The 24411-nt window shown below is 69.7% G+C and carries 22 protein-coding genes; 16 read left to right on the top strand and 6 right to left on the bottom strand.

What is annotated here, in order from left to right; all coding sequences use genetic code 11:
- The first annotated feature begins 58 nt into the window (after nt 1-58).
- Complete coding sequence (locus tag ABD798_RS21535; protein WP_344877588.1) at nt 59-1555, top strand: alpha/beta hydrolase; 1497 nt, start codon at nt 59-61, stop codon at nt 1553-1555.
- A 67-nt stretch (nt 1556-1622) separates the two neighbouring features.
- Nucleotides 1623-2606 carry a zinc-binding dehydrogenase gene (locus ABD798_RS21530; RefSeq protein ID WP_344877586.1) on the top strand — a complete coding sequence of 328 codons (984 nt, stop codon included), beginning with the start codon at nt 1623-1625 and terminating at the stop codon, nt 2604-2606.
- A 261-nt stretch (nt 2607-2867) separates the two neighbouring features.
- On the opposite strand, the gene ABD798_RS21525 is transcribed toward ABD798_RS21530, so the two are convergent.
- Nucleotides 2868-3494, bottom strand: a complete 627-nt coding sequence (locus ABD798_RS21525) for a TetR/AcrR family transcriptional regulator (protein ID WP_344877584.1) — start codon at nt 3492-3494, stop codon at nt 2868-2870.
- Between the two features lie 94 nt (nt 3495-3588).
- On the opposite strand from ABD798_RS21525, the gene ABD798_RS21520 reads away from it, so the two are divergent.
- The 10 genes from ABD798_RS21520 to ABD798_RS21475 all read left to right on the top strand — a co-directional run bounded on the left by ABD798_RS21520 (nt 3589) and on the right by ABD798_RS21475 (nt 14908).
- Nucleotides 3589-5091, top strand: a complete 1503-nt coding sequence (locus tag ABD798_RS21520; RefSeq protein ID WP_344877582.1) for a DUF3239 domain-containing protein — start codon at nt 3589-3591, stop codon at nt 5089-5091.
- A gap of 79 nt (nt 5092-5170) precedes the next feature.
- A complete protein-coding gene (locus tag ABD798_RS21515; protein ID WP_344877580.1) occupies nt 5171-6445 on the top strand; it encodes a sensor histidine kinase in 1275 nt (424 codons plus the stop codon).
- Between the two features lie 49 nt (nt 6446-6494).
- The gene (locus ABD798_RS21510) at nt 6495-7151 is read left to right on the top strand and encodes a response regulator transcription factor (RefSeq protein ID WP_344877578.1); all 657 of its coding nucleotides are present in this window, start codon (nt 6495-6497) and stop codon (nt 7149-7151) included.
- Nucleotides 7152-7437: 286 nt separating this feature from the next.
- The gene (gene icmF / locus ABD798_RS21505; RefSeq protein ID WP_344877576.1) at nt 7438-10662 is read left to right on the top strand and encodes a fused isobutyryl-CoA mutase/GTPase IcmF; all 3225 of its coding nucleotides are present in this window, start codon (nt 7438-7440) and stop codon (nt 10660-10662) included.
- 36 nt (nt 10663-10698) lie between these two features.
- The gene (locus ABD798_RS21500; protein ID WP_344877574.1) at nt 10699-11562 is read left to right on the top strand and encodes a 3-hydroxybutyryl-CoA dehydrogenase; all 864 of its coding nucleotides are present in this window, start codon (nt 10699-10701) and stop codon (nt 11560-11562) included.
- On the top strand, nt 11562-12170 hold the full coding sequence (locus ABD798_RS21495; protein WP_344877572.1) for a (2Fe-2S)-binding protein: 609 nt from the start codon (nt 11562-11564) through the stop codon (nt 12168-12170). The genes ABD798_RS21500 and ABD798_RS21495 overlap by 1 nt, the downstream gene beginning before the upstream one ends.
- An 80-nt stretch (nt 12171-12250) precedes the next feature.
- Nucleotides 12251-12889: a hypothetical protein gene (locus ABD798_RS21490; RefSeq protein WP_344877570.1), complete on the top strand. Its 639-nt coding sequence runs from the start codon at nt 12251-12253 to the stop codon at nt 12887-12889.
- Nucleotides 12886-13185: a transcriptional regulator gene (locus ABD798_RS21485; RefSeq protein ID WP_344877568.1), complete on the top strand. Its 300-nt coding sequence runs from the start codon at nt 12886-12888 to the stop codon at nt 13183-13185. The genes ABD798_RS21490 and ABD798_RS21485 overlap by 4 nt, the downstream gene beginning before the upstream one ends.
- Entirely contained in the window at nt 13182-14069 is an 888-nt protein-coding gene (locus ABD798_RS21480) for an ATP-binding cassette domain-containing protein (RefSeq protein ID WP_344877566.1), read from the top strand. Before ABD798_RS21485 ends, ABD798_RS21480 begins: the two co-directional genes overlap by 4 nt.
- Nucleotides 14066-14908, top strand: coding sequence for an ABC transporter permease (locus ABD798_RS21475; RefSeq protein ID WP_344877564.1), 843 nt, complete (start codon nt 14066-14068; stop codon nt 14906-14908). Before ABD798_RS21480 ends, ABD798_RS21475 begins: the two co-directional genes overlap by 4 nt.
- Before the next feature lie 300 nt (nt 14909-15208).
- Here ABD798_RS21475 and ABD798_RS21470 read toward each other — a convergent pair whose 3' ends face one another.
- The 3 genes from ABD798_RS21470 to sigK form a co-directional block, all read right to left on the bottom strand.
- Nucleotides 15209-15625 (bottom strand): hypothetical protein, encoded by a 417-nt coding sequence (locus ABD798_RS21470; protein ID WP_344877562.1) that lies wholly within the window; start codon nt 15623-15625, stop codon nt 15209-15211.
- A 124-nt stretch (nt 15626-15749) separates the two neighbouring features.
- Entirely contained in the window at nt 15750-16469 is a 720-nt protein-coding gene (locus ABD798_RS21465) for an anti-sigma factor (protein ID WP_344877560.1), read from the bottom strand.
- A complete protein-coding gene (gene sigK, locus ABD798_RS21460) occupies nt 16469-17062 on the bottom strand; it encodes an ECF RNA polymerase sigma factor SigK (RefSeq protein WP_344877558.1) in 594 nt (197 codons plus the stop codon). The genes ABD798_RS21465 and sigK overlap by 1 nt, the downstream gene beginning before the upstream one ends.
- 231 nt (nt 17063-17293) lie before the next feature.
- Here sigK and ABD798_RS21455 point away from each other — a divergent pair, with 231 nt between their 5' ends.
- Entirely contained in the window at nt 17294-18808 is a 1515-nt protein-coding gene (locus tag ABD798_RS21455) for a molybdopterin-dependent oxidoreductase (RefSeq protein ID WP_344877556.1), read from the top strand.
- Nucleotides 18809-18824: 16 nt separating this feature from the next.
- Nucleotides 18825-19454 carry a fasciclin domain-containing protein gene (locus tag ABD798_RS21450; protein WP_344877554.1) on the top strand — a complete coding sequence of 210 codons (630 nt, stop codon included), beginning with the start codon at nt 18825-18827 and terminating at the stop codon, nt 19452-19454.
- Nucleotides 19455-19514: 60 nt separating this feature from the next.
- Here the strand turns inward: ABD798_RS21450 and ABD798_RS21445 are convergent, their stop codons facing one another.
- Both ABD798_RS21445 and ABD798_RS21440 read right to left on the bottom strand, forming a co-directional pair.
- Nucleotides 19515-19844, bottom strand: a complete 330-nt coding sequence (locus ABD798_RS21445) for a hypothetical protein (RefSeq protein ID WP_344877552.1) — start codon at nt 19842-19844, stop codon at nt 19515-19517.
- A 24-nt stretch (nt 19845-19868) separates the two neighbouring features.
- Nucleotides 19869-21140, bottom strand: a complete 1272-nt coding sequence (locus tag ABD798_RS21440) for a hydroxyacid-oxoacid transhydrogenase (protein WP_344877550.1) — start codon at nt 21138-21140, stop codon at nt 19869-19871.
- A 101-nt stretch (nt 21141-21241) separates the two neighbouring features.
- On the opposite strand from ABD798_RS21440, the gene ABD798_RS21435 reads away from it, so the two are divergent.
- Both ABD798_RS21435 and ABD798_RS21430 read left to right on the top strand, forming a co-directional pair.
- Nucleotides 21242-23404 (top strand): penicillin acylase family protein, encoded by a 2163-nt coding sequence (locus tag ABD798_RS21435; protein WP_344877548.1) that lies wholly within the window; start codon nt 21242-21244, stop codon nt 23402-23404.
- Between the two features lie 84 nt (nt 23405-23488).
- The gene (locus tag ABD798_RS21430) at nt 23489-24376 is read left to right on the top strand and encodes an SGNH/GDSL hydrolase family protein (RefSeq protein WP_344877546.1); all 888 of its coding nucleotides are present in this window, start codon (nt 23489-23491) and stop codon (nt 24374-24376) included.
- The last annotated feature ends 35 nt before the right edge of the window (nt 24377-24411 follow it).

Genomic DNA, 24411 nt, shown 5'->3' with positions numbered 1-24411 from the left:
GGATGCCAGTGGCACGTGGGCGATGCGACGCTGAGAGCAAACCCGAGGAGGGCTTTCAGTGCTTCGGTTCCCCGTGATCACCCTGGCCGTCGCGGCACTGATCGGGTCAGCAGCACCCGCAGTCGCGCAGCCCGTCATCAAGGCTCCCGCCGCTCCCGTCGCGTGGGGCCCGTGCCCCGAGGACGCGCTGACCTTCGTTCCGCCGGAGGACCGCTTCCGCTACAGCTGCGGCAACCTCGCCGTCCCGCTCGACCACGCCAAGCCCGGCGCGAGCAAGATCGACCTGATGTTGTTGCGCCGCGCGGCTTCCAAGCCAGCCGAGCGCATCGGCTCCGTCGTGATCAACCCCGGTGGTCCCGGCGCCGACGGTCTGCTGCTCGCCACGATCCCGAGCGTGCTGTTCCCCTCCTCGGTGCCCGACCGCTTCGACCTGATCGGGTTCGACCCGCGCGGCGTCGGCCGGAGCAACCCGCTGAAGTGCTTCACCACCCAGGAGAGCGCTGACGCGCTGCGGGCGCGGATGACCCAGGTCCCGGTGACCGCGCAGGAGATCAAGTCCACTGTGGACGCTCACGCGGAGTTCGGGAAGTCCTGCGGCAAGGTCGGCGGGCCGATCATCAACCACATGTCCACAGAGGACACCGCGCGCGACCTCGACCTGATCAGGGCGGCCGTCGGGGACGCGAAGCTGACCTACGTCGGCCTGTCCTACGGAACCCTGCTCGGCGCGACCTACGCGAACCTGTTCCCGAACAAGGTGCGCGCGATGATCCTCGACGGCGCGGTCGATCCGTCCCTGCGCACCAACGACGCGCTGCGCTACGACCGTGAGCGCGCGCTCGCCTTCGAGCACGCGTTGTCGGCCTTCCTCAAGCGCTGCAAGGAAGAGGGCCCGGAGTGCGCGTTCAGCGAGGGTGACCCGCGCGCGAAGTTCGACGCGATCCGCGAGCGGCTGCGCAAGGGCGGCGGCCCGATGACCTTGAGCCAGTTCGTCGCGAAGGTCGGCGGAGTGCTGGAGACCATCCCGCTGACCGGCCCCGTCGAGCTGGCCAAGCTGGCGACCGAACTCCAGCAGCTGTCGCAGTCGACGTCGCAGTCCCGTTCGACCGACGCTCCCTACACCGGGCACGACGCTTTCTACGGCGTCAACTGCTCCGACAAGCCGTTCCCGAAGACGCCCGCGCTCGTGCCCTCGGTCGCTGCCGCGTGGGAGCGCGAAGCACCGACTTTCGGTCGGCGCCAGGCATTCCACGACTTCGTCGGCTGCGCGCACTGGCCGGTCAGCGCGAAGAAGGTCTACCGGGGCCCGTGGAACGCCAAGACCTCGGCGCCCGTGCTGGTCGTCGGCATCTACAACGACCCGGCGACGCCGTACACGTTCTCCAAGCGGATGTCCGAGCAGCTCGGCAACGCGCGCCTGCTCGACGTGGACGCGTTCGGGCACACCAGCCTCGGGTCGAGCGACTGCGTCGACGGCGCCGCCGAGAAGTACCTGACCGCGCTGGAGCTGCCCAAGGCCGGGCTCGTCTGCAAGCCGAACCAGCAGCCGTTCTGAGCTTGACCTCAACTCCGGTTGGGCTTCTAGCGTCGCCTCCGACAAGCTCGACGAGCGAGGAGACGACATGCGCGCGATCCGGCAGCACGAGTTCGGCCCGGCCGAAACCCTGGTCTACCAAGAGGTCCCCGACCCTTCGCCGGGCGAGGGGTCGGTCAGGATCAGGGTGGCGGCCGCGGGCGTGCACCTGGTCGACACCACGATCAGGGCCGGGATCGGCGGCGGCCCGATGCCGCTGCCCGAGCTGCCGATGACCCCGGGCCGCGAGGTCGCCGGGGTCGTCGACGCGGTCGGTCCCGGCGTTTCGGAGGACTGGCTCGGCCGCCGCGTCGTCGCGCACCTCGGCATGGCCAGCGGCGGCTACGCGGAGCTGGCCGTGGCTCAGGTGGAGTCGCTCTACGAGATCCCCACGGGCGTCTCCGACGGTGCGGCCGTCGCGATGATCGGCACCGGCCGCACCACCATGGCCGTCCTGCACTCCGCCGCGATCACCGCCGACGATGTCGTGCTCGTGACCGCCGCCGCGGGCGGCATCGGGAACCTCCTGGTGCAGCACGCCCGCAACGTCGGCGCGACCGTCGTCGGCCTCGCGGGCGGCTCAGCGAAGGTCGACCTCGTGCGCGGGCTCGGCGCGGAGATCGCCGTCGACTACACGCAGGAGGACTGGCCCGATCAGGTCCGCGCGCTCCTGGGCTCCCGCCAGGTCACCCTCGTCCTCGACAGCGTCGGCGGCCCCGTCGGGCAGGCGTCGCTCGACTTGCTCGGCGCGGGCGGTCGCGTCTACTTCTTCGGCTGGTCCGCCGGGGAGTCCACCAAGATCTCGCAGGACGACCTGTGGGCCCGCAGCCTCACCGCCGGCGTCGCCATCGGCCCCGCCGTCGTCCACCGCGCGGGCGGCCTCCGCGCCCTGGAACGCCGCGCCATGGACGCACTGGCCTCCGGAGAACTCATCCCCCTGGTCAACCCACCCATCCCCCTCAGCGAGGCCGCCTCCGCGCACACCGCCCTCGTCACCCGCGCCACCATCGGCAAGGTCATCCTCACCCCCTGACCCCCGCACTCCGCCCCCGCCGCTGAAGCCCTGAACGACCCGTTTGGTGCGGTGCTGCGGCCACCCACGGTCTGCTCGGAGTGCACGTGGAACGACCCGGTCACCGCACCACTTCGGCCCTCCGCGAAGTACCTCAATGAGTCATTCAGGGAGTTGAGCGCCCTCAATGACTCATTCAGCTACTTCAACGCGCGGAACGACTCGTTGAGGTGGTTGAGCGGGCTGAATGACTCGTTCAGCACGGTGAACGGAGTGGATGAGTCATTCAGGTGGTTGGGGGGCCGGGGGCGGGGCGGCGCGCTCGATGATGGTGCGGAGGGCGAGCGCGAGGTCCTCGCCGGTCGGAGCGCGCTCCGGGTCGAGCAGGCGCTGCACCATCAGCCCCTGCATGAGCGCCACGTAGAAGGCGCCGACGGCTCGGTCCGCGGCCTCGGGCGCGGCGGGGGGCGAGGACGCCGGAGAGGGCGCGGGCGCGGGGCCGAAGAGGCCGGCGAAGGAGAAGGCGACGCGGGCGTGCTCGACGTCGCCGGCGAGCCGTTCCTTCAGCTCGGGTAGTCGTTCGGCCTGGTTGAGCGCCTCGAAGGTGGACACCCAGAGGTTGCGGTGTTCGGCGAGGGAGGCGACGACGGCCTTCCACAGCGACTCGAAGCGCTCGATGAACGACGCTTCGGGATCGGGCGCCCACATGGTGGCGACGGCGGCCGCCCACTCCTCGGTCGCCTCGATCAGCGCGGCGGTCAGCAGCGCCTCTTTGGAACCGAAGTGATACCCGATGGAAGCGAGGTTGGCGCCGGAGACAGCGACGATGTCCCTGGCTGTCGTGCGCGCGTAACCCCGCTCGTACAGACACTGCTTCGCCCCGGCGAGCAGATCTTCGCGATGTCCCACGGAGTGAGCCTATCCATTCATACGTACGTACGCCTGTGTGCGTCCCGCGCTCGGTTCACCGGCTCAAGTAAGTTCCTCGTGAACCACTCCGATCATGGGAGCGCAGGAGTTGAACCAGCCGCGACACGGCCTTCCGGCCACCCACCCGCAGCGCTACCAGCAGTGGGAGGTCGACGACGCGCACCTGCGGAGCACCAGCGGGCACTACGCGCAGTGGCGAGCAGGCCTTTCCAGAGCCCTGTGGGCAGCGTTGCCGGTGCTGGCGCTGAGCGCGTGGGCGATGACGGGCCCGTGGTGGGCGATCGCGCTGGGCGTGCTGGGCGTGCTGCTCGCGGTCGGCGGGGTCGTCCTCGTCCTCGCAGGTCGCAGGCAGCCCTGGCGGCCCTACCACGGCGGCCAGGTCGTGCCGGGCGTCGTGCTCGAAGTGGGCAAGGACGGCAGGGCGGCCGTGCTCGTGATGGCCGAGATGTCCCGCTCCCCCACGACCGTGCCACGTTTCGCCCTGCGCCTGATCCAGCTGCCCGGCGGCGCGATGTGGTCGCCGGGCGAGCGCATCCCGTGCGTGGCCTACGACCTCAGCGGCCGGAAGTCGGCCTACTGGTCGAACTTCGACGCCTCCCCGGTCTCCTGGGCGATCGCCGACGCGCAGGTGCTGCGCGATGTCACCGCGTCCATCGACGCGGCCGAGTGGGTGCTGCTGGGCGAGCTGGCCCACGGCGCGAGCCAGCTCAAGGGCAAGGACCGGCCCCTGGTGCTGCCCGCGGACAAGCTGCCGCCCGAGCTGCGCTACCCGCAGCAGCGCTTCGGCGTGGAGCTGGCCTGGGACGACCGCGGCCAGCCGCACGTCTCACCGGAGGCGGTCCCGGTGTTCCCGCTCATCCGGGGAACCTCGTGGTCGCCGAAGAACGGCCAGCGGCGCTTCGACTTCCAGCCCGATCGCGGCCACGCGCGCCAGTACAACGAGATCTACCGGCGCGGTGACCGGCCGTGGCTGATCACCGTCGGCATGACCACCGCGGTGCTCGCCATCGCCGGTGCCGCGTTCGTCCTCAGTGGACAGTTGTGGGGTTACGTCGTCGGCGGCTGCCTGTTGGGGCTCGCGGTGCTCGGCGGACTGTTCCTGCTGCGGGCGCGGCAGACCAACGGCAGTCCGCACCAGTACTTCCGCCGAGGCGCGCTCAGCCCGGGGATGATCGCCCACCTGGACAGCAACGGCGCCGCGACCGTGCTCGTGATGGCCGACGTGACCACGACGCGCGAGGTCCCCCGGCGCTTCGCGCTGCACACGCTGCGCGCGGAGCACCTGCCAGGACACCCGCTCTCGGTCGGCGAGCGCGTCCCGGTGACGTGCCGCTTCGCCAGCAGCCCGGACCACCCGTGGGCGCGCATGGGCTACTGGGACTTCGTCGTCGCCGTCCCGGTCGCGTGGGGCACCGCCGACAGGGCCACGATCACCCGCGCCGTCGAGGAGATCGACGAGATCGAGTGGGCCTACCTGGAGCACAACCTGGAGCGCGCGCGGATCGTCTCCGGCACCACCGACCACACCCTCCTGCTGACCCACGAGGAGCTGCCGCACCGCATGCGAGGGACCTGATCAGGGGTGGGGTTAGCCCCACCGACGGTGTGCGGGTCGCCGGATGGAACGGGCAGCGCCGAGAGAACAGGCTTGTGCCATGACCACGAACACCATCGAGCGGTACCGGCCAGTCCCCGTGACCTGGGCCCAGGCCCGGAGGGATTTCGGCTACCTGATCCCCGGGCTGTTCATCGCGCTGGCCACGTTCATCCCGTTGATGGTGACCTTCTGGCTGGGTGTCGGCCTGACGGTGATCTGGGTCGGCATCGCGATCCTCGCGGGCTGCCACGCGGCGGCGCGCGGCTACGCCTCAGGTGAGCGGGCGCGGGTGCGCTGGCTCTACCGGCGTGAGCTCCCACCGACCTACTACCGGCGCAACGACGGGCGCGGCTTCGGGCGGCTGTGGCGTTCGCTCCAGGACCCGCAGTCGTGGCGGGACCTGCTCTTCGGCTTCGTCCAGTTCCCCGTCCGCATCGTGACGTGGGTGCTGACCGTGACGTGGTCCTCCGTCGCGCTCGGCGGTGTCACCTACCCGCTGTGGGAGTGGTCGCTGCCCAACGACAACGTGCACCTGTTCGCGCTGCTCGGGATGAACTCGGAGTTCATCCACCTGACCGGCTACGTGGCGATCGGGCTGTTCTTCGCGCTGACGCTGCCGTACGTGCTGCGCGGCCTGGCCGCCTTCGACTCCGGCATGGTGCGCCTGATGCTCACCAACGAGGCCGCCGCGCTGCGGGCTCGCACCGAGCAGCTGACCACCAGTCGCACCGCCGCCGTGCAGGCCGAGGCGCAGACGCTGCGCCGCGTCGAGCGCGACATCCACGACGGCCCGCAGCAGCGGCTGGTCCGGCTGAACATGGACCTGGAGGCCGTGCGCCGCAGGCTCGACGACGACCCCGAGGCCGCGCGTCCGCTGGTCGAGGAAGCCCTTGTGCAGAGCCAGGAAGCGCTGTCCGAGCTGCGCGCGGTCTCCCGTGGCATCGCCCCGCCGATCCTCACCGACCGCGGCCTGCGCGCGGCACTCACTGCCACCGCGGCCCGGTGCCCGGTCGAGGTCGCGCTGGACATCGACCTGGAGACCGGCGAGCGACTGCCCGAGTCCGTGGAGAACGCCGCGTACTTCGTGGTCAGCGAGGCCCTGACCAACGTGGCCAAGCACTCCGGGGCGTCCCTGTGCACCGTCACCGTGAAGCGCGACGCGCAGGTTCTGCTGCTCCAGGTCCGCGACAACGGCAACGGTGGCGCGCACGTCGGCAAGGGCCACGGCCTCTCCGGGCTGATGGACCGCCTCTCCGCCGTGGACGGCAGGCTCGACATCGCCAGCCCCTCCGGCGGGCCGACCGTGCTCACCGCCGACATTCCTCTGACCTGAGCCGCGCGCACCGGTAGCGTTACCCCTCGAACGCGAGAGGGGTGACGCGGTGCGCGTTGTGTTGGCCGAGGACTCCGTCCTGCTGCGCGAAGGCCTTGTCCGGCTGCTCGGCGAGGCCGGTGCGACCGTCGTGGCCGCCGTCGGCGACGGCGACTCCCTCGTCGAGGTCGCTATCGAGCACCGGCCGGACATCGCGGTCGTCGACGTGCGAATGCCACCCTCGTTCACCGACGAGGGCCTGCGCGCCGCCATGCGCGCCCGCTCGGCCGTCCCCGGGCTCGGCGTGCTCGTGCTCTCGCAGTACGTGGAGGAGTCCTACGCCTCCGACCTGCTCGCCGAGGCGGGCCAGCCCGGCTCCGGCGGCGTCGGCTACCTGCTGAAGGACCGCATCTCCAAGCTCGACGAGCTCTCCGACGCGCTGCACCGCGTCGCCGAAGGCGGCACCGTGCTCGACCCCGAGGTCGTCGCCGGGCTGTTCGCGCTGCGCCGCCGCAACGACCCGCTGACCGAGCTGACGCCGCGCGAGCGCGAGGTGCTGGCGCTGATGGCCGAGGGCCGCACCAACACCGCCATCGCGCGCTCGCTCTCGGTCAGCGGCGGGGCCGTGGAGAAGCACATCTCCTCGATCTTCACCAAGCTCACGCTGCCGCCGTCCAACGACGACCACCGCCGCGTCCTCGCCGTCCTGGCCTGGCTCAAGGCCTGACGACCGCGCCCCGAGAGTCATCGGGTTCGCCAGTCTTCAAGACACGCAAACCCCCGCCCCAGCGGTCTTCAACGACGGCAAACCTCGCGGGACGCTGGGTTTGGGGCGGTTAGCGATGATCCACAGGGGAGTTCGGTGGTCTTGAAGACACGCACACCCCGGCGGCACCGTTGAGGCGGCACATCACCGCGCGCATGAGCGGGGTCACAGGACCGACTGGTACCGGTTCACTTGGAAGTCCTACTATTTTATTTCCAAGCTTCTACCGTCGGCCCGAGGAGTACCCGTGTCCGAGTTGCACGTTCCCGTGAACCCGGTGCGCTTCGTGACCGCGGCGAGCCTGTTCGACGGGCACGACGCGTCGATCAACATCATGCGGCGGATCCTGCAGGCCCAGGGCGCGGAGGTGATCCACCTCGGGCACAACCGCTCGGTCGACGAGATCGTCACCGCGGCGGTCCAGGAGGACGTCCAGGGCATCGCGATCAGCTCCTACCAGGGCGGGCACGTCGAGTTCTTCGGCTACCTCGTCGACCTGCTGCGCGAGCGCGGCGCCGGGCACGTCAAGGTCTACGGCGGCGGGGGCGGCGTGATCGTCGCCGAGGAGATCGCGCACCTGCACGAACGCGGGGTCGAGCGGATCTTCTCGCCGGAGGACGGCCAGACGATGGGCCTGGCGAAGATGGTCAACTCGATGGTCGCCACCTGCGACGTCGAGCTGGAGCCGCTGCCGCTGACCGGGGTCTTCCACGGCGAGCAGGCGGCGCTGTCCAGGGCGATCACGCGGATCGAGCGGGGCGGGCTCAGCGAGGACGAGCGCGCCGAGCTGCACAGGGCCGCCGCAGGCCGGGACGTGCCGGTGCTGGGCATCACGGGCACCGGTGGTTCGGGCAAGTCCTCGCTGACCGACGAGCTGGTGCGGCGCTTCCGCATCGACCAGCAGGACAAGCTGAGCATCGCGGTGATCGCGGTCGACCCGAGCCGCCGCAAGGGCGGTGGCGCGCTGCTGGGCGACCGCATCCGGATGAACTGCCTGGACGGGGACCGGATCTTCTTCCGCTCGCTGGCCACCAGGGGCGCGGGCACCGAGCTGCCGTCCGGCCTGGCCGACGTGATCGCCGCGTGCAAGGCCGCCGGGCACGACCTGGTGATCGTGGAGACCCCCGGTATCGGCCAGGGCGACGCCGCGATCGTGCCGTTCGTCGACGCCTCGCTGTACGTGATGACGCCGGAGTTCGGCGCAGCGTCACAGCTTGAGAAGATCGACATGCTGGACTTCGCCGACGCGGTGGCGATCAACAAGTACGAGCGCAGGGGCGCCGAGGACGCGCGTCGCGACGTCGCTCGCCAGCTCGTGCGCAACCGCGAGGCCTTCGGCACGCCGCCGGAGGAGATGCCGGTCTTCGGCACGAGCGCGGCGACCTTCAACGACGACGGCGTGACCGCGCTCTACCAGTTCCTGCGCGACATGTTGGGCACGCACGGGCTCAAGGCAGCCGAGGGTGTGCTGCCGCAGGTCACCGGCAAGGCCTCCACGCGGATCGCGCAGATCATCCCGTCCGCGCGCGTGCGCTACCTCGCGGAGATCTCCGAGTCGGTGCGCGGCTACCACGTCGAGACCGCGAAGCAGATCGAGATCGCGCGCCGCCGCCAGCAGCTCGCCGCGAGCAAAGCGTTGGTGGAGAAGCGAAGCGGCGAGACCGACGTGCTGGAGCAGCTGCACACCGAGGCGGAGCGCGAGCTGGCCGCGGACAGCCACGCGCTGCTGGAGGACTGGCCGAGGACGGTCGAGGCGTACTCGGCCGACGAGCTCGTGGTGAAGGTGCGCGACAAGGAGCTGCGCACGCAGCTGTGGCGGGAAACCCTTTCCGGCTCAAGGATTCCGCGCGTCGCGCTGCCGCGCTACACCGACCACGGCGAGCTGCTGCGCTTCCTGCGCGAGGAGAACCTGCCCGGCCGGTTCCCCTTCACCGCAGGCGTTTTCCCGTTCAAGCGGGACGGCGAGGACCCGGCGCGGATGTTCGCGGGCGAGGGCGATCCCTTCCGCACCAACCGCCGCTTCCAGATCCTCTCCGCCGACTCCAAGGCCACCAGGCTCTCCACCGCCTTCGACTCGGTCACCCTCTACGGCCGCGACCCCGACGAGCGCCCCGACATCTACGGCAAGGTCGGCACCTCCGGCGTCTCGATCGCGACGCTGGAAGACATGAAGGTGCTCTACGGCGGCTTCGACCTGTGCTCGCCGAGCACCTCGGTGTCGATGACGATCAACGGCCCCGCGCCGACGATCCTGGCGTTCTTCCTCAACACCGCTCTCGACCAGCAGGTCGCGAAGTTCACCGAGGACAACGGCCGCGCTCCGTCGGAGGAGGAGTCCTCGGAGATCGCCAAGAAGGTGTTCGCCACGGTGCGCGGCACGGTGCAGGCGGACATCCTCAAGGAGGACCAGGGCCAGAACACCTGCATCTTCTCCACCGAGTTCTCGCTGCGGATGATGGGCGACATCCAGCAGTGGTTCATCTCCAACGGGGTGCGCAACTTCTACTCGGTGTCGATCTCCGGCTACCACATCGCCGAGGCCGGGGCGAACCCGATCAGCCAGCTGGCCTTCACCCTGGCCAACGGTTTCACCTACGTGGAGTCCTACCTGGCGCGCGGGATGGACATCGACGACTTCGCGCCGAACCTGTCCTTCTTCTTCTCCAACGGCATGGACCCGGAGTACTCGGTGCTCGGCCGGGTCGCGCGGAGGATCTGGGCCGTGGCGATGAAGAACCGCTACGGCGGCAACGAGCGCTCGCAGAAGCTGAAGTACCACGTGCAGACCTCGGGTCGCTCGCTGCACGCGCAGGAGATGGACTTCAACGACATCCGCACCACGCTGCAAGCGCTGATCGCGATCTACGACAACTGCAACAGCTTGCACACCAACGCTTTCGACGAGGCGGTCACCACGCCGACCGAGGACTCCGTCCGCCGCGCGCTGGCCATCCAGATGATCATCAACAGCGAGTGGGGCCTGGCGCGCAACGAGAACCCGTTGCAGGGCGCGTTCATCATCGACGAGCTGACCGACCTGGTCGAGGAGGCCGTGCTGGTCGAGTTCGACCGGATCAGCGAGCGCGGTGGCGTGCTCGGCGCGATGGAGACCGGCTACCAGCGCGGACGCATCCAGGACGAGTCCATGCTCTACGAGCACCGCAAGCACGACGGCTCGCTGCCGATCATCGGCGTGAACACCTTCCGCAACCCGCGCGGGTCGGAGGCGGCCGGGCCGATCGAGCTGGCGCGGGGCACCGAGGCGGAGAAGCAGTCGCAGCTCACCAGGCTGCGGGAGTTCCACGGGAACAACGCCGACACCGCGGAGGCCGCGCTGAAGCGGCTGCGCGAGGTGGCCATGGGCGAGGGCAACGTGTTCGCCGAGCTCATGCGCGCCGCGCGGGTCTGCTCGCTCGGCCAGGTCACCGAGGCGTTCTTCGAAGTCGGCGGCCAGTATCGTCGGAACGTCTGAGTTTCGTTTTTGAACGGGTCCGCGAAGGGTGATGACGTGAGCGGCATCAGCAAGGTCGGTGTGGTCGGGTCGGGGCTGATGGGCGCGGGCATCGCCGAGGTGTGCCTGCGCGCCGGGCTGGACGTCGTGGTCAGCGAGGTCACCTCGACCGCGGCCGACGCCGGGCGCTCCCGGATCACCAAGTCCGTCGACCGCGCCGTCAGCAAGGGCAAGATGGCTCCCGAGGAGCGCGACGAGGCGCTGGGGCGGCTCCGGCTGACCACCGACCTCGGCGAGTTCGCCGACCGGGACCTGGTGATCGAGGCGGTCGCCGAGCACGAGCAGACCAAGGTCGACGTCTTCGCGACGCTGGACAAGGTCGTCACCCGCCCGGACGCGATCTTCGCGTCGAACACCTCGTCCATCCCGATCATGAAGCTCGGCATGGCCACGCAGCGGCCCGAGCAGGTCATCGGCATCCACTTCTTCAACCCGGTCCCGGTGCTGAAGCTGGTCGAGCTGGTCACGTCGCTGCTCACCGGCGAGGAGACCTCGCGGCGCGCGGAGGAGTTCGCCGCGACCGTGCTGGGCAAGCAGGTCATCCGGTCGCAGGACCGCGCGGGCTTCATCGTCAACGCGCTGCTGATCCCCTACCTGCTGTCCGCGATCCGGATGCTGGAGTCCGGTTTCGCCTCCGCCGACGACATCGACAACGGCATGGTGCTCGGCTGCGCCCACCCGATGGGCCCGCTGCGCCTGGCCGACCTGATCGGCCTGGACACCACGAAGGCCATTGCCGAGTCGCTCTACGCGGAGTTCAAGGAAGCCCTGTACTCCCCGCCGCCACTGCTGCTGCGCATGGTCGACGCCGGCCTGCTCGGCAAGAAGTCCGGACGCGGTTTCTACGACTACTCGGCTTAGTGAGTCGGTTCGGGGGCTACTTCGTCGTCGGTGTCGGCGCGGATCTTGACGCGCCGACGCTGAACGACGTGTACGACGGCTCGGGGCTCGCGGAGCGCGTCGACGACGTGTGCGCGCGGTTGGGCACGGCCGAAAGGCGTGTCGGGGCTTCGATCCTGTTCCAGGGCTACACCGCGCGGGTGTGGTCGCCGCTGCTCGGCGCTGTCGCGCTCGGCGAGCCCGTGCCCGCGTTGCCCGCCGATGAGATCCACTGGGCGGAGAGCGGCTTCACGAGCGCCGAGCCCTTGCGGGAAGCCAAGAACACGCTCGCCGAGATCGCGCTCGACGAGCACTTCGCGCGCATGGTGGCGGCGCTGCGCGGAGTGGTGGCCGAAGGGCTGCTGTGGGGCAACGCCGCGTCCTCGCTGGCTGGCACGCTGAAGGTGATCGCCAACGCGGGCGAGCTGGACCAGCGGACGTGGGACACCGCCATGTCCGTGCTCGCCGACCCGCGACTGAGCGAGACCGGCGCCTTCACACCGACCGGCTACCGCCGACGCAGCTGCTGCCTCTACTACCGCGTGCCCAACGGCGGCCTCTGCGGCGACTGTTCGCTGAGCCGCGCGTAACCATCTCGCTCCGCCTTGCCCGACCTGCAACTTTGCGATACAAAGTAGTTGGACTTTGTATCGCAAAGTAGGAGGCGGTCGTGACGATGAGTTCTGCGGACGATGAGGGGCCGCTGTCCCCAGCCGAGTCGTTGGCGCTGATCAGCGACGAGCGGGCGAAGGTGGACCGGAGCCTGTCGCCGAGCCGGGCGCTGCTCTTCGGCCTGTGGGGCGCGACCTGGCTGACCGGCTGGACACTGATGTTCCTGGCCACGCCGAGCGGCCCCGAGCTGCTGCCGTTGTGGTTGGCGGGCGCGGTCTTCGCGGCGGCCGTCGTCGGATCGATCGCACTGTCCATTGTGGTCGGAGTGCGGGCGTCACGTGGGATCGCTGGGCAGTCACGGCTCAGCGGAGCGCTGTACGGCTGGACGTGGACGCTCGGGTTCTGGGCGCTGACCGCGATCAACGTCGGCTTCACGGTGAAGCTCGGCGTGAGCATCGAGGTCACCGCCCTGCTGTGGACGACGGGCCCGCTGCTGATCATGGGGCTGCTGACCATGCTCGGCGCGGCGCAGCGGCGCAGCGTCCCGGAGTACGGCGCGGGTGTCTGGCTGCTGCTCGCCGCGAGCGCGAGCGTCTACGTCGGCGTTCCGGCGAACCTGCTGGTGCTGGGCCTTGCCGGAGGCGGCGCGCTGCTCGGCCTCGCCGTCCACTTCGCGCGCGAGGCGAGGTCGGCATGACGGCGGGCCTGCCCGAGCTGGATCCGGTGATCCACGCGCAAGCCCGCCTGCGCGTCACGGTCGCCCTGGCCGCGCTGCCCAGCGGCGACCGGATCACCTTCCCGCGCCTGCAAGAACTGCTCGACATGACGGCGGGGAACCTGTCGACGCACCTGCGCAAGCTGGAGGACGCGGGCTACGTCGAGATCACCAAGGCGCACCAGCGGCGCACCCCGGTCACCTACGTGGAGCTGACCACCAAGGGGCGCAGGGCTTTCGAGGACTACAGCGCGGCGCTCAAGGAGATGCTGACATGATCGAGTTAGCCGGCTTGGGCAAGTCCTACGGCACCGTGCACGCGGTCCGGGAACTGGATCTCAGCGTGCGCGCGGGCGAGGTCTACGGCTTCCTCGGGCGCAACGGCGCTGGCAAGACCACCACGATGCGCATGCTGCTCGGGCTTATCCGACCGACGACCGGCACGGGCACGGTGTTCGGAAAACCCTTGGGAGACCCCAGCTCTGTCGCGCGGATCGGCTCGCTCGTCGAGTCGCCCGCGTTCTACCCGCACCTCAGCGGACGCGACAACCTCCGCCTGCTCGCACGCTACTCGGGACTCGACGACTCCACAGTGGACAGTTCGCTGGAGCTGTCCGGGTTGGGCGAGCGCGCGGGCGACCGCTTCACCGGCTACTCGCTCGGGATGAAGCAGCGGCTCGGCGTCGCGGCAGCACTGCTGGGCAAGCCCGAGCTGCTGATCCTGGACGAACCGACCAACGGTCTCGACCCGGCGGGCATGCGGGAAATGCGGGAACTCGTCAGGAACTTCGCCAACAACGGCGGCACGGTCCTGTTGTCGAGCCACCTGCTCGGCGAGGTCGAGCAGGTGGCCGACCGCATCGGCATCATCCACAGTGGACGTTTGGTCGCGGAGGGCACGCTCGCGGAGATCCGGACCCGTCTCGGCGGCCCTCGCCTGGTGGTGCGGGCCGAGCCAGCAGCGGCGGCGGAAACCGCACTGCGCGCGCATCCCGGAGTGCGGAGCGTGCGACGGGACGGTACGACAGTTGAAGTCGATCTAGGTACCGCGACGGCTGCCGGGATCAACCGGGGCCTCGTCGTCGAAGGCATCGAAGTCAGTGAGCTGCGCGTGGAGGAGCGCACGTTGGAGGACGTCTTCACGGGGGTGACCGCGGCATGATCACGAACAACCTGCGGGCGGAGCTGTTCGCGCTGCGCCGTCGCCCCGGAGTCCTCGCCATGGCAGGGATGTGGTCGACCCAGGTCGTGGTGTTCGCGTACCTGGTGCCCTACATCGTCTACCTGACACAGGGTTCGGCGATGGCGCCCACCGTGGCCGCCGATATGATCTCCGGCCTGCTCCCGGAGGGCGCGCACTACTACGTCGCCGGAGCGCTGCCGACCTTCGGCGGGCCGGTGATGCTCGTGATCGGCGCGCTGCTGGCCACCGGCGACTACCGCTGGGGCACGCTGCGCACGATCCTCGGCCGCCAGTCCGACCGCGGCGCTTTCCTCGGCGGGCGCTTCCTCGGCCTGCTCGTGGCGTTGCTGCCGGTAGCCGTGGTGACGCTGGCGCTCGGCCTGCTCAGCAGCGGCGTGATCGCCCTCGTCAACGCCAGCCCTGCCCGCTACGGCAATCCCCTCGTGCTCGCCCTGGAGCTGGGTTCGCTGTGGTTGGTGATGGCCGCGTGGGGCTCGGTCGGCTTCGCCGTCGGGATGCTCACCCGCAGTCCCGCCACCGCGATCATCGTCGGTCTACTGTGGACTGTTCTCGCGGAGAACGCCCTGGCGTTGCTGGCGAACATCGTGCCAGGACTGGGATTCCTGAGCACACTGCTGTTGGGCAACAGCTCCAACCGGCTCGCCGTGGGACTCGGCTCCGAACCGATCACCATCACCGGCGCGTTCGGCGTCCAAGCCCAGGGCACTCCGCTGCTGGCCGCCGCAGTGCTCGCCGCCTACATCGCCGCCGCCTTCGCCGTGAGCCACGCCGCGCTCCGCCGCCGCGACGTGACCTGACGCCTGCGCCCCCACTCCCACCACCAACGGCCCGTTTGACGCGTTGAACGCACTAAACGACCCGTTCAGTGCCTTAAACGCACTGAACGGGTCGTTCAGGGCTTACGCCGCGGTCTGCGCGTGGGGTTCGTCGGCCTTCAAGCACCCCGAACCCCCGCTGGCCACCACGCGAGCCCACCGCGAATGCCGCGTTTGGTCCGTTGAGGTAGCTGAATGACTCATTGAGGACGCTCAAGTACCTCAATGAGTCATTCAGCGCGTTCAAGTACCCCAATGAGTCATTGAGGGCATAAACGGGGGCTAGCGGAGGGTTAGGGAGCAGGAGCCGGAGGCTCGGGTCTGCACTCCGCGCACGGTGACGGTGAGGTCGAGCGTGTAGGTGCGCTTGTAGGGGCGCGTCTCGTTGGGGGCGCCGGTGCCCTTGACCAGGCGCACGCGCTCACTCCACGTGCCGTTGCCGTTGGCCTTGGCGCGGCGCGGTTCGCCCATGGCGGCGGCGCCGAGCCCGTGGTCTGCCCACTCCTCGACGATGGCCTGGTCGACGCGAACCTCGATACCGGCCTTCTTCTGGTGGCCGGAACTGGTCGCGGTGTAGCTCACGCCCCAGGTCGCGGCGTCGCAGACGGGCTTGATCGAGGCGGTGGTCGCGGCGTGCGCGGGCGAGGCGAACAGGGGCAGCATGAGGACGGCGCCGAGCGGCGCGAGAAGCCTTGACACAGAGCCGAAACTAGCGCTCCGGCCCCGGAGGCGTCGCTCCACGAACGGGTGGTTCGAGGTGCAGCACGGCGAGCCCCGGCAGGGGACAACTCCCACACCGGGGCAACGACCGGGAAGTTCCAGATCAGGCCACGGGCACGATCAGCACGGGGGTGCTGGTCGGCTGCGCGGACCCGCCGGAGGGTTCCAGGGTCACACCGATCTTGCTGATGCCGGAGGTCGGGAAGACCATCGGCGCGTGCTTGCCGGAGTGCGTCCGCGCCATCAGACCCAGCGAGACGTAGCCGGTGTCGGAGATCGACCACGCCTGGAGGTCGTTGCCGGGCCGAGGCGCCGGAACCTGGTCGTTGGCCAGGAGCACGGCCTTGCCCAGCAGCTTGGACGACACGACCTTGCCGTTGCCCGCGACCTCCGTGCGCGCGTCGGCCGCCCCGACGATCGCCGAGACCTGCTCGGTCAGCGCGCGTTCGCGGGTCAGCTCCTGGTTGGCGGTGAGCGCGCCGACGCCGAACACCACGGCGGCGAGCACACTGGCCGCCGCGAGCAGCGACACGACCGGCATCGCCCACTTCGGCCGGAGCTTCTGCACGGTGGACACGGCGGGCGGAGCGATCGGGGACAGCTGGCGGGTCCTGGAGACCTCGGCCAGGACCTTGGCGCGCATGCCGGGCGGCGGTGCGGTCGCGGCGGCCATGCCGAGCTGGGCCGCGGTGCGCTCCAGCTCCCTGGTCTCCTGCTCGCAGTCGGGGCAGACAGCCATGTGCCGCTCGAACTCGCGGCGTTCGATCTCGTCGAGCGCGTTCATGGCGTAAGCGCCTGTCAGGGTGTGCACATCGGGATTCATCACGCCACCCCCAGGCAGTCGCGCATGCGGATCAGACCGTCCCGCAGCCGGGTCTTGATGGTTCCGAGCGGCGAGCTGAGCAGCTCGGCGACCTCTCGGTAGGTGTAGCCCTGGTAGTACGCGAGCATCACGGCTTCGCGTTGCAGCTCGGTCAGCGTGGTCAGGCAGACGCGCACCTGCTCGCGCTCCAACCGGGCCGCGACCTGCTCGGAGACCTCGTCGAACGGGCGCTCGGTGTCCAGCCGCCCGGCGCGGTCCTCGCGATCGGCGCTGGACTGCGCGGAGCGGACGCGGTCGACCGCGCGCCGGTGCGCCACGGTCAGCGCCCAGGTCAGCACGGAGCCCTTGTCCGGCGCGTAGCGCGTCGCGGTGCGCCACAGCTCGACCAGCACCTCTTGGGCGACCTCTTCGGACTGCGCCTGGTCCCTCAGGACGCGCAGCACCACACCGTAGATCGGCCCGGCCAGCACCTCGTAGAGGCTGTTGAACGCGGCTTCGTCGCCACGAGCCACCTGCTGCATCAGTTCCTCGGGCGTCGGCGAAGCGACACCATCGCCGTGCAGCTGCCTCACGGCTCGTGCGCGATCACGCATGACCACCCCTCTCGACCAGGCCGTTCACATCTGTACTTCGAAGCCGGCGCCGAGCCGGATTGGTCGGACCGGACGCTACTACGCCCGACGAGGTTTCACGGAACGGTAAGGAACCACGCGCGCGTACGCGCGTAGATTCCTTTTATGAGCGAAGAATCGAATCGACTAACCCATTCGAGTGAGCTGACAAATGGGACCCATCCGCTCCAGGACCCGTCGCGAATGCCCCATGTGAGCATCGACCGGACAAGCAAGTGGAAGGCAGCGCTCATCGGCGTCCTTTCCGCCGGTGCGGCGCTCGGAACCGCCGAACTCGTCACCGCGGCGACTGGGCCGAACTCCTCTCCCGTCACGGCTGTGGGCAGTTCGGCGATCGATCTCGCGCCGGTGTGGCTGAAAGATTTCGCGATCAGCACCTTCGGCAATTACGACAAGCCCGTTCTGCTCGGCGGCATCCTCGTCGCGCTGGTGGCCTTCGCGGCGGTCGCGGGCATCGTGGCCGTGCGCCGCTTCGCAGTCGGCGCGGTGATGATCGGCCTGCTCGGCGCGGTCGGCGCCCTCGCGGCGACGACAAGGCCAGGCGCGTCCGCGCTGGACGCGCTGCCTTCCCTCGCCGCGATCCTCGCGGGTGCGGCGGTCCTGCACCTGCTGCTCAGAGCTGATGCCGACACGGATTCGCCGAGCCGCCGGACATTCCTCGCAGCAGGCGCGGGAACGGCCGCCTACGCCCTGCTGGGAGCCTCGGTCGGCCGAATTCTGCAACAGCGCTCCGGTGATATCGCGCAATCGCGATCCGCGATCAAGCTCCCGGCTCCGGTCAGCCCGGCGGCGGCCCGTCCGACCGGACACGAATTCTCGCTTCCCGGACTCACCCCGTTCCAAACCCCGAACCGCGACTTTTACCGGGTGGACACCGCGCTGGTCATTCCCGAGCTGACCGCCGAGGAATGGAGCCTGCGCATTCACGGGATGGTCGACCGCCCGATCGAGCTGAGCTTCGCCGACCTCATGGCCAAGCCGCTGATCGAGCGCGACATCACCCTCTGCTGCGTCTCCAACGAGGTCGGCGGCCCGTACGCCAGCACCGCGAGGTGGCTCGGCTTCCCGCTGGCGCAGCTGCTCCGCGAGGCCGGGGTCAAGGCCGGGGCGAACCAGCTCGTCGGGACCGACCACGCCGGGATGACCATCGGCACGCCGCTCGAGGTGGTGATGGACGGCCGCGAGTCACTGCTGGCGATCGGCATGAACGGCGAGCCTCTGTTGCCCACCAACGGTTTCCCGGTCCGGCAGATCGTTCCGGGGCTCTTCGGCTACACCTCGGCCACCAAGTGGCTGGTCGACCTCGAACTGACCACGTTCGACAAGTACGACGCCTACTGGACGGAGCGGCAGTGGGACCCGATCGGCACGGTGCTCACCGCATCGCGGATCGACGTTCCCAAGCCCTTCGCCCAGGTCCCCGCGGGCCCGGTGACCGTCGCCGGTGTCGCGTGGGCGCAGCACAGGGGCATCGGCGCGGTGCAGTTCCGCGTCGACGGCGGTGAGTGGCAACCCGCCCAGCTCAGCACCGAGGTCAGCCCGGACACGTGGCGCCAGTGGCGCGCCAACGTCCAGCTCGACAAGGGGCTGCACCGATTCGAGGTTCGCGCGGCCGACGGCCGTGGGGACTGGCAACCAGAAGAACGCACCAGGCCGTTCCCGCGCGGTGCCACCGGATGGCACTCCGTCGCGGTGACGGTCACCTGATGAAGGAGAACCCACCATGCAGTTCAAGCGCTCCGCCGTCCTCGTCGCCGCTGCCGCCGTCTCCGCACTCGGCCTGACCGCGTGTTCCGGCGGCATGGACACCCCGCCCGCCGCCTCGTCCTCCGCCCCGGCTCCGTCGTCGGCCGCCCCGATGACCACCACCGCGAGCGCGGCCTCCGGCGAGTTCGGCTCCGCCTGCGCCTCGGTCCCGAAGGACGGCCCCGGCAGCTTCGCGGGCATGGCCAAGGACCCGGTCGCCACGGCGGCCAGCAACAACCCGGCGCTGTCCACCCTGGTCGCCGCGGTCACCAAGGCCAAGCTGGGCGACACCCTGAACACCGCGAAGGACATCACCGTCTTCGCGCCCGCGAACGTGGCCTTCGACAAGATCCCGAAGGCGGACCTGGACAAGGTGCTCGCCGACAACGCCACGCTCACCAAGATCCTGACCTACCACGTGGTCCCGAAGCGGCTGACCACCGCCGACCTCGCGTCCGGCAACTTCGAGACGCTGCAGAAGGGCATGGTCAAGACCTCGGGCTCCGGCACCTCGTTCAAGGTCAACGACGCGAACGTGGTCTGCGGCAACGTCCAGACCGCCAACGCCACCGTCTACATCATCGACACCGTGCTGATGCCGAGCTAGTTCTCGTTGCACGGCAACCGAAAAGCCCCGGCGTTCCTCCCACGCGCCGGGGCTTTCGGCTCAGCTGATGACAACGGTGACCGACGCGCCGTCGGCGCTGGTCGGGATCTTCGTCCTCCCCGGCGAGATCGCTCGGTACTGCCACTCCGCGTCCCCCTGCAAGTGCAGCCGCACGTAAGCGTCCTTCACCAGCGGAGCGCCTTCGCTCGGCGGCACGGAGATCACCTCGCCGACCTTCAGCGCGACCTCGCCGCTCTGTCCTTTCGCGACGGTCACGGCGGGCGGCTTCTCCTGGGAGGGCGAGGGCGCGGGCTCGTTCGGCTGCGCGTTCGCACCGCAGCCGCTGACGGCCAGGACCAGGGCACCGACCAAGAACAGTGTCGCTCTCATGTGGAGTAGACGGACCGAGCCGCTTCACCAGTTGCTCAGCGACTCCTGGAAGATTTCACAGATGGCGTCACCGGTCACCTGTCGCGGAGCCACGTTGAGCAGCCGTTGCTGCTTGAGCGTGCCGTCGACCAGCGCGGGGATGTCCTGCTCGGTGTAGCCGACCGCGCCGATCCCGTTGGGGATGCCGATGTCGCGCATGAGCGCGGTGAGCACGGCGGGCAGCTTCTCCCTCGGGTTCGGCTCGGCGTCGGCGGTCGCGGCGTCCAGCAGCCGCGCGGCGTGCACGTGCCGCTCGGGATCGGTGGGGAAGGTGAACCTGAAGGCGGCGGGCGCGGTCAGCGACACGGACTGCCCGTGCGGCACCATCGGCTCGTCCTGCGGGTACCCGGCGGGCCGGTAGTCGCGCACGCGCCCGGCGATCGGGTAGGCGCACGCGTGCGGGATGTGCACGCCCGCGTTGCCGAAGCCCATCCCGGCCATGGTCGCGGCGAGCATCATGTCGGTGCGGGCCTTGAGATCGTTCCCGTTCAGCACGGAACGCCGAAAAGCCTTGCTCAGCAAGGAAAGCGTCTTCTCCGTCCAGACGTCGGAGATCGGGTTGGAGCCGCAGTAGGGCACGCGCTCCTCCGCCTTCTTCTTGGCGAAGGTGTCGTAGGGCCGCGCGGTGTAGGACTCCAGCGCGTGGCACAGCACGTCCATCCCGGACGCGGCGGTGACCTCGGGCGGCATGCTCAGCGTGGCCAGCGGGTCCACCACGGCCAGCGAAGGCCGCAGCCGGGGGTGGCTGATCCCGGCCTTCACGTGCAGGCTCAGCAGGTCGAGCACGCACACCGGGGTGCTCTCCGCCCCGGTCCCCGCCGTGGTCGGCACCGCGATCAGCGGCTTCAGCGGCCCGGGTGGCGCCATGCCCTTGCCGATCGGCTTGTTGACGTAGTCGAGCACGTCGGCGGGATGGCTGGTCATCAGGTTCATCGCCTTGGCGGTGTCGATCACCGATCCCCCGCCGACCGCGACGAACGCCTGCCAGTCCTGCTGCGCGGCAAAGGAAACCGCTTGGGCGAAGCTGACGTCGGTCGGCTCGACCCGCACTCCGTCGTACACCGCGACGGTCACCCCGGCGGACTCGATCGCCGAAGCCACGCGTGCGGGGAAGCCGGTGGCCGCGACCCCGGTGTCGGTGACCACGAGCGCGGACCGCACGCCCAGCTGCGCCAGCTCGAACCCGATCTCCTCGGCAGCGCCCGGCCCGAACTTCAGCGGCGGAGCACCCCACGTGAACACGCTCTCCGTAACCACGTGACCACCCTACTCACGCGTTCCACCGGTCGATTGATGTCACGGCGCGCACACGAACCCAGTATCGAGGCAGAAGACCGCCACTGCCTGGGAGTTCCACGTTGCGCAAGCTCCACCTGCTGCTCGCCTCAACCGCCGTCCTCGCTCCGACAATCACCCCTCTGGCCGCACAAGCCACGGAGATCGACCGCTCCGCGCACGGGGTTCCGCACATCGTCGCGCGCGACCAGGCGGGGCTCGGGCGTGGGATCGGCTTCGCCCAGGCGCGCGACCACCTGTGCGCGCTGGGCCAGATCTTCTTGTCCACCAAGGGGGAGCTGGCCAAGCACTTCGGCGAGGAGCGCACCGCCGGTACTCCGGCGCAGGGCAACGTCGCCGCCGACGTGTACGCCCGCGAACTCATCGACCGGCGCGTGGTCGAACAGATCGTGGCCCAACGCGCGCCGGTCGGCCCCTCCGACGACGTCCGCGACCTGACGCGCGGCTACGCGGAGGGCTACAACCGCTATCTGGCACAGGAAACGCACACCGACCCGAGCTGTCACGGCGCGAAGTGGCTAGCCCCGATCACCGAGATCGATGTCCATCGCCTGAGGTACATCAGCGCGCAGGACGGGGCGATCCGCGCGCTCGGCGGCATCGTCGACGCCACTCCGCCGAGCCGCCCGAAGGCCCCGCCGACGCCCTCCGCACCGGAGATTCCCCGTGGTAGCAATGCGATCGCGGCGGGCAAGGTCTTCATGGGCAACCCGCACGTGCCGTGGCGCGGGATCGCATCGTTCTGGCAGGCGCGCCTCACCATCCCCGGCAAGCTCGACGTGGACGGTGCCAGCCTCCTCGGCACACCCGAGACCGTCGCGGGCTACACGCGCCACACCGCTTGGGCCGCAACGATCGCGACCTCGCTGAGCTACGCGCTGACGGAGGTGAAGCTCGTCCCCGGCGACCCGACTGCGTACACAGTGGACGGTCGCACGGAGAGGATGGCAGAGCACAAGATCACCGTCGATGTCCGTGGCGGCGAGCCGCAGAGCCGGTCGCTGTGGTCCACCCGCTACGGCCCGGTGATCACCTCCATGGTGGTCAGCCCGTGGCTCGGCGAGCGCGCGGCGGAGCGCCTGGACTGGACCGCCGAGCGAGCCTTCGTGCTCATCGACGCGAACGCGAAGTCGGTGCGGGGAGCCAACTCCATGGTGGAGTTCCCTCGCGCCGAGTCGGTCGAGCAGCTGCGCAGGTCGATCTTCGCCAACGGCGGAACGTCCTACGCGAACGTGGTGGCGAGCGACCGGAACGGCAAGGGGCTCTTCGCCAACGTCCAAGCCGTCCCGCACATCACCGACGCGCACGCACGTCGGTGCAACACCGCGAAGGGACGCGAGCTGTTCGAGCGCGCGGGGCTGCCCGTGCTGGACGGTTCGCGAGCGGACTGCGCACCCGGGACCGACCGCGATTCCCTTGTGCCAGGGACCTTCGGCGCGCACCGCATGCCGAACTTGATCAGCACGGAGCAGCTGGCGAACTCCAATGACTCGCACTGGCTGACCAGCGCCGAGCAGCCCCTCAACGGCTTCCCCCGGGTCTTCGGCACCGAGGGCGCCGAACGTTCGCCGCGCACCCGCTTCGGCCTCCAGGAACGCATCACGAACCTCCACGACGCCCAGGAAATGGTGCTGTCCAACCGGTCCTTCATGGGCGAGCTGGCGGCGGATGACGTGCTGCGCATGTGCAAGTCCATGCCACAGCACGGAAAAGCCTGTGACGCGCTCGCGAAGTGGGACCGCCGCAACGATCTCGACAGCCGAGGTGCCCTGCTGTTCGACAAGTTCTGGCAGGAGATCGGCGACATCCCTTGGCTGGTCCCGTTCACCCCCGCCGACCCCGTCCGCACGCCACGCGGGCTCGACGTCGACGACCCGCGCGTCCGGGCCGCCTTCACCAAGGCCGTCACCGAACTGGGCCACGCTCCCGACGCACCCCTCCGCGATCACCAGTTCGCCTTGAACGGCAAGGGAAAGCGCATCCCGATGCACGGCGGGGACAACGCGCTCGGCGTCTACAACCTCGTCGAAACCACCGCGCGGGGACAGGCCGTGGGCGGCACGAGCTTCCTGTTCGCGGTGCGGTTCACCGGAAAGGCGTGCCCGGAAGCGCGAACGATCCTGGCGAACTCCCAGTCCAGCAACCCCGCGTCGCCGCACTTCTCCGACCAGACGGAGCTGTTCGCGGCCAAGCGGTGGCTGCCGGGGCGGTTGTGCCGGGGCTGACCACTCGATCACGCGATTGACCCGGAGTACATGACCGGTCACGATCCGAAGTAACCCCTGCTCAACCCAGGTTACGAGGACCTCATGGCCGTGTCTGCCCTGCTCCGCCGCGCATTCGTCCTCCTCATCACCACCACGACAGCGGCGCTGGCCGTCCCGGTGAGCGCCGGGGCGGCCCCCGCCGTCCAGAAGTACATCGCGCTGGGCGACTCCTTCACGGCCGGGCCGTTCATCCCCGGTCAGCGCACCGATCCGATCGGGTGTCTGCGCTCCGACCGCAACTACCCGTCCCTGTTGGCGAAGCAGCTCGCCCCCGCCAGCTTCGTCGACGTCAGTTGCAGCGGCGCGGTCATCGACGACATGACCAGCCCGCAGAAGGTGCTGCTGGGCGAGAACGCGCCGCAGCTCGACGCGCTGACCCCTGACACGGACCTGGTGACCGTCAGCGTGAGCGGCAACGACGTCGGCTTCGTGCCCGTGCTCGCGACGTGCGCGCTGGCCAGCGTCCGCGATCCGTTCGGCAATCCCTGCAAGGACGAGCACACCGCGGGGGGCACCGACGAGCTCGTGCGGCGCATCGAGCAGACCGCGCCGAGGGTCGGCGCGCTGCTGGCGAGCGTCAAGCAGAGAGCGCCCAAGGCGAAGGTGCTGGTCATCGGCTACCTGAGGCTGCTGCCGCCGACGAACGGCTGCTGGCCGCTGGTGCCGATCGCGCGCGGCGACGTGGCCTACCTCGACGGGCTCCAGCAGCGGCTGAACGGAATGTTGGCGAGCCAAGCAACCTCGGCGGGGGTCGGTTACGTCGACACCTATGCCCCGAGCATCGGCCGCGACGTCTGCCAACTGCCCGGGACGAAGTGGGTGGAGGGACTCGTCCCGACCGCGCCTGCCGCGCCGGTCCACCCCAACGCCGCGGGGATGACCGCCGTGGCCGCTCTGGTGGGCAGCGCCCTGGCCAGGTCACTGGACTGACCCCAAAACGATCTAGTGTCTCCCACCTGGGCCGT

Source organism: Allokutzneria multivorans (genome assembly GCF_039537405.1).
GTDB classification, from domain to species: domain Bacteria; phylum Actinomycetota; class Actinomycetes; order Mycobacteriales; family Pseudonocardiaceae; genus Allokutzneria; species Allokutzneria multivorans.
This window is presented reverse-complemented; position numbering and strand designations above follow the sequence as displayed.

Coding starts and splice junctions, on each gene's coding strand:
- ABD798_RS21530 (WP_344877586.1), top strand. CDS start 1,623: ATGCGCGCGATCCGGCAGCACGAGTTCGGCCCGGCCGAAACCCTGGTC.
- ABD798_RS21520 (WP_344877582.1), top strand. CDS start 3,589: ATGGGAGCGCAGGAGTTGAACCAGCCGCGACACGGCCTTCCGGCCACC.
- ABD798_RS21515 (WP_344877580.1), top strand. CDS start 5,171: ATGACCACGAACACCATCGAGCGGTACCGGCCAGTCCCCGTGACCTGG.
- ABD798_RS21485 (WP_344877568.1), top strand. CDS start 12,886: ATGACGGCGGGCCTGCCCGAGCTGGATCCGGTGATCCACGCGCAAGCC.
- ABD798_RS21480 (WP_344877566.1), top strand. CDS start 13,182: ATGATCGAGTTAGCCGGCTTGGGCAAGTCCTACGGCACCGTGCACGCG.
- ABD798_RS21475 (WP_344877564.1), top strand. CDS start 14,066: ATGATCACGAACAACCTGCGGGCGGAGCTGTTCGCGCTGCGCCGTCGC.
- ABD798_RS21465 (WP_344877560.1), bottom strand. CDS start 16,469: ATGAATCCCGATGTGCACACCCTGACAGGCGCTTACGCCATGAACGCG.
- sigK (WP_344877558.1), bottom strand. CDS start 17,062: ATGCGTGATCGCGCACGAGCCGTGAGGCAGCTGCACGGCGATGGTGTC.
- ABD798_RS21450 (WP_344877554.1), top strand. CDS start 18,825: ATGCAGTTCAAGCGCTCCGCCGTCCTCGTCGCCGCTGCCGCCGTCTCC.
- ABD798_RS21445 (WP_344877552.1), bottom strand. CDS start 19,844: ATGAGAGCGACACTGTTCTTGGTCGGTGCCCTGGTCCTGGCCGTCAGC.
- ABD798_RS21430 (WP_344877546.1), top strand. CDS start 23,489: ATGGCCGTGTCTGCCCTGCTCCGCCGCGCATTCGTCCTCCTCATCACC.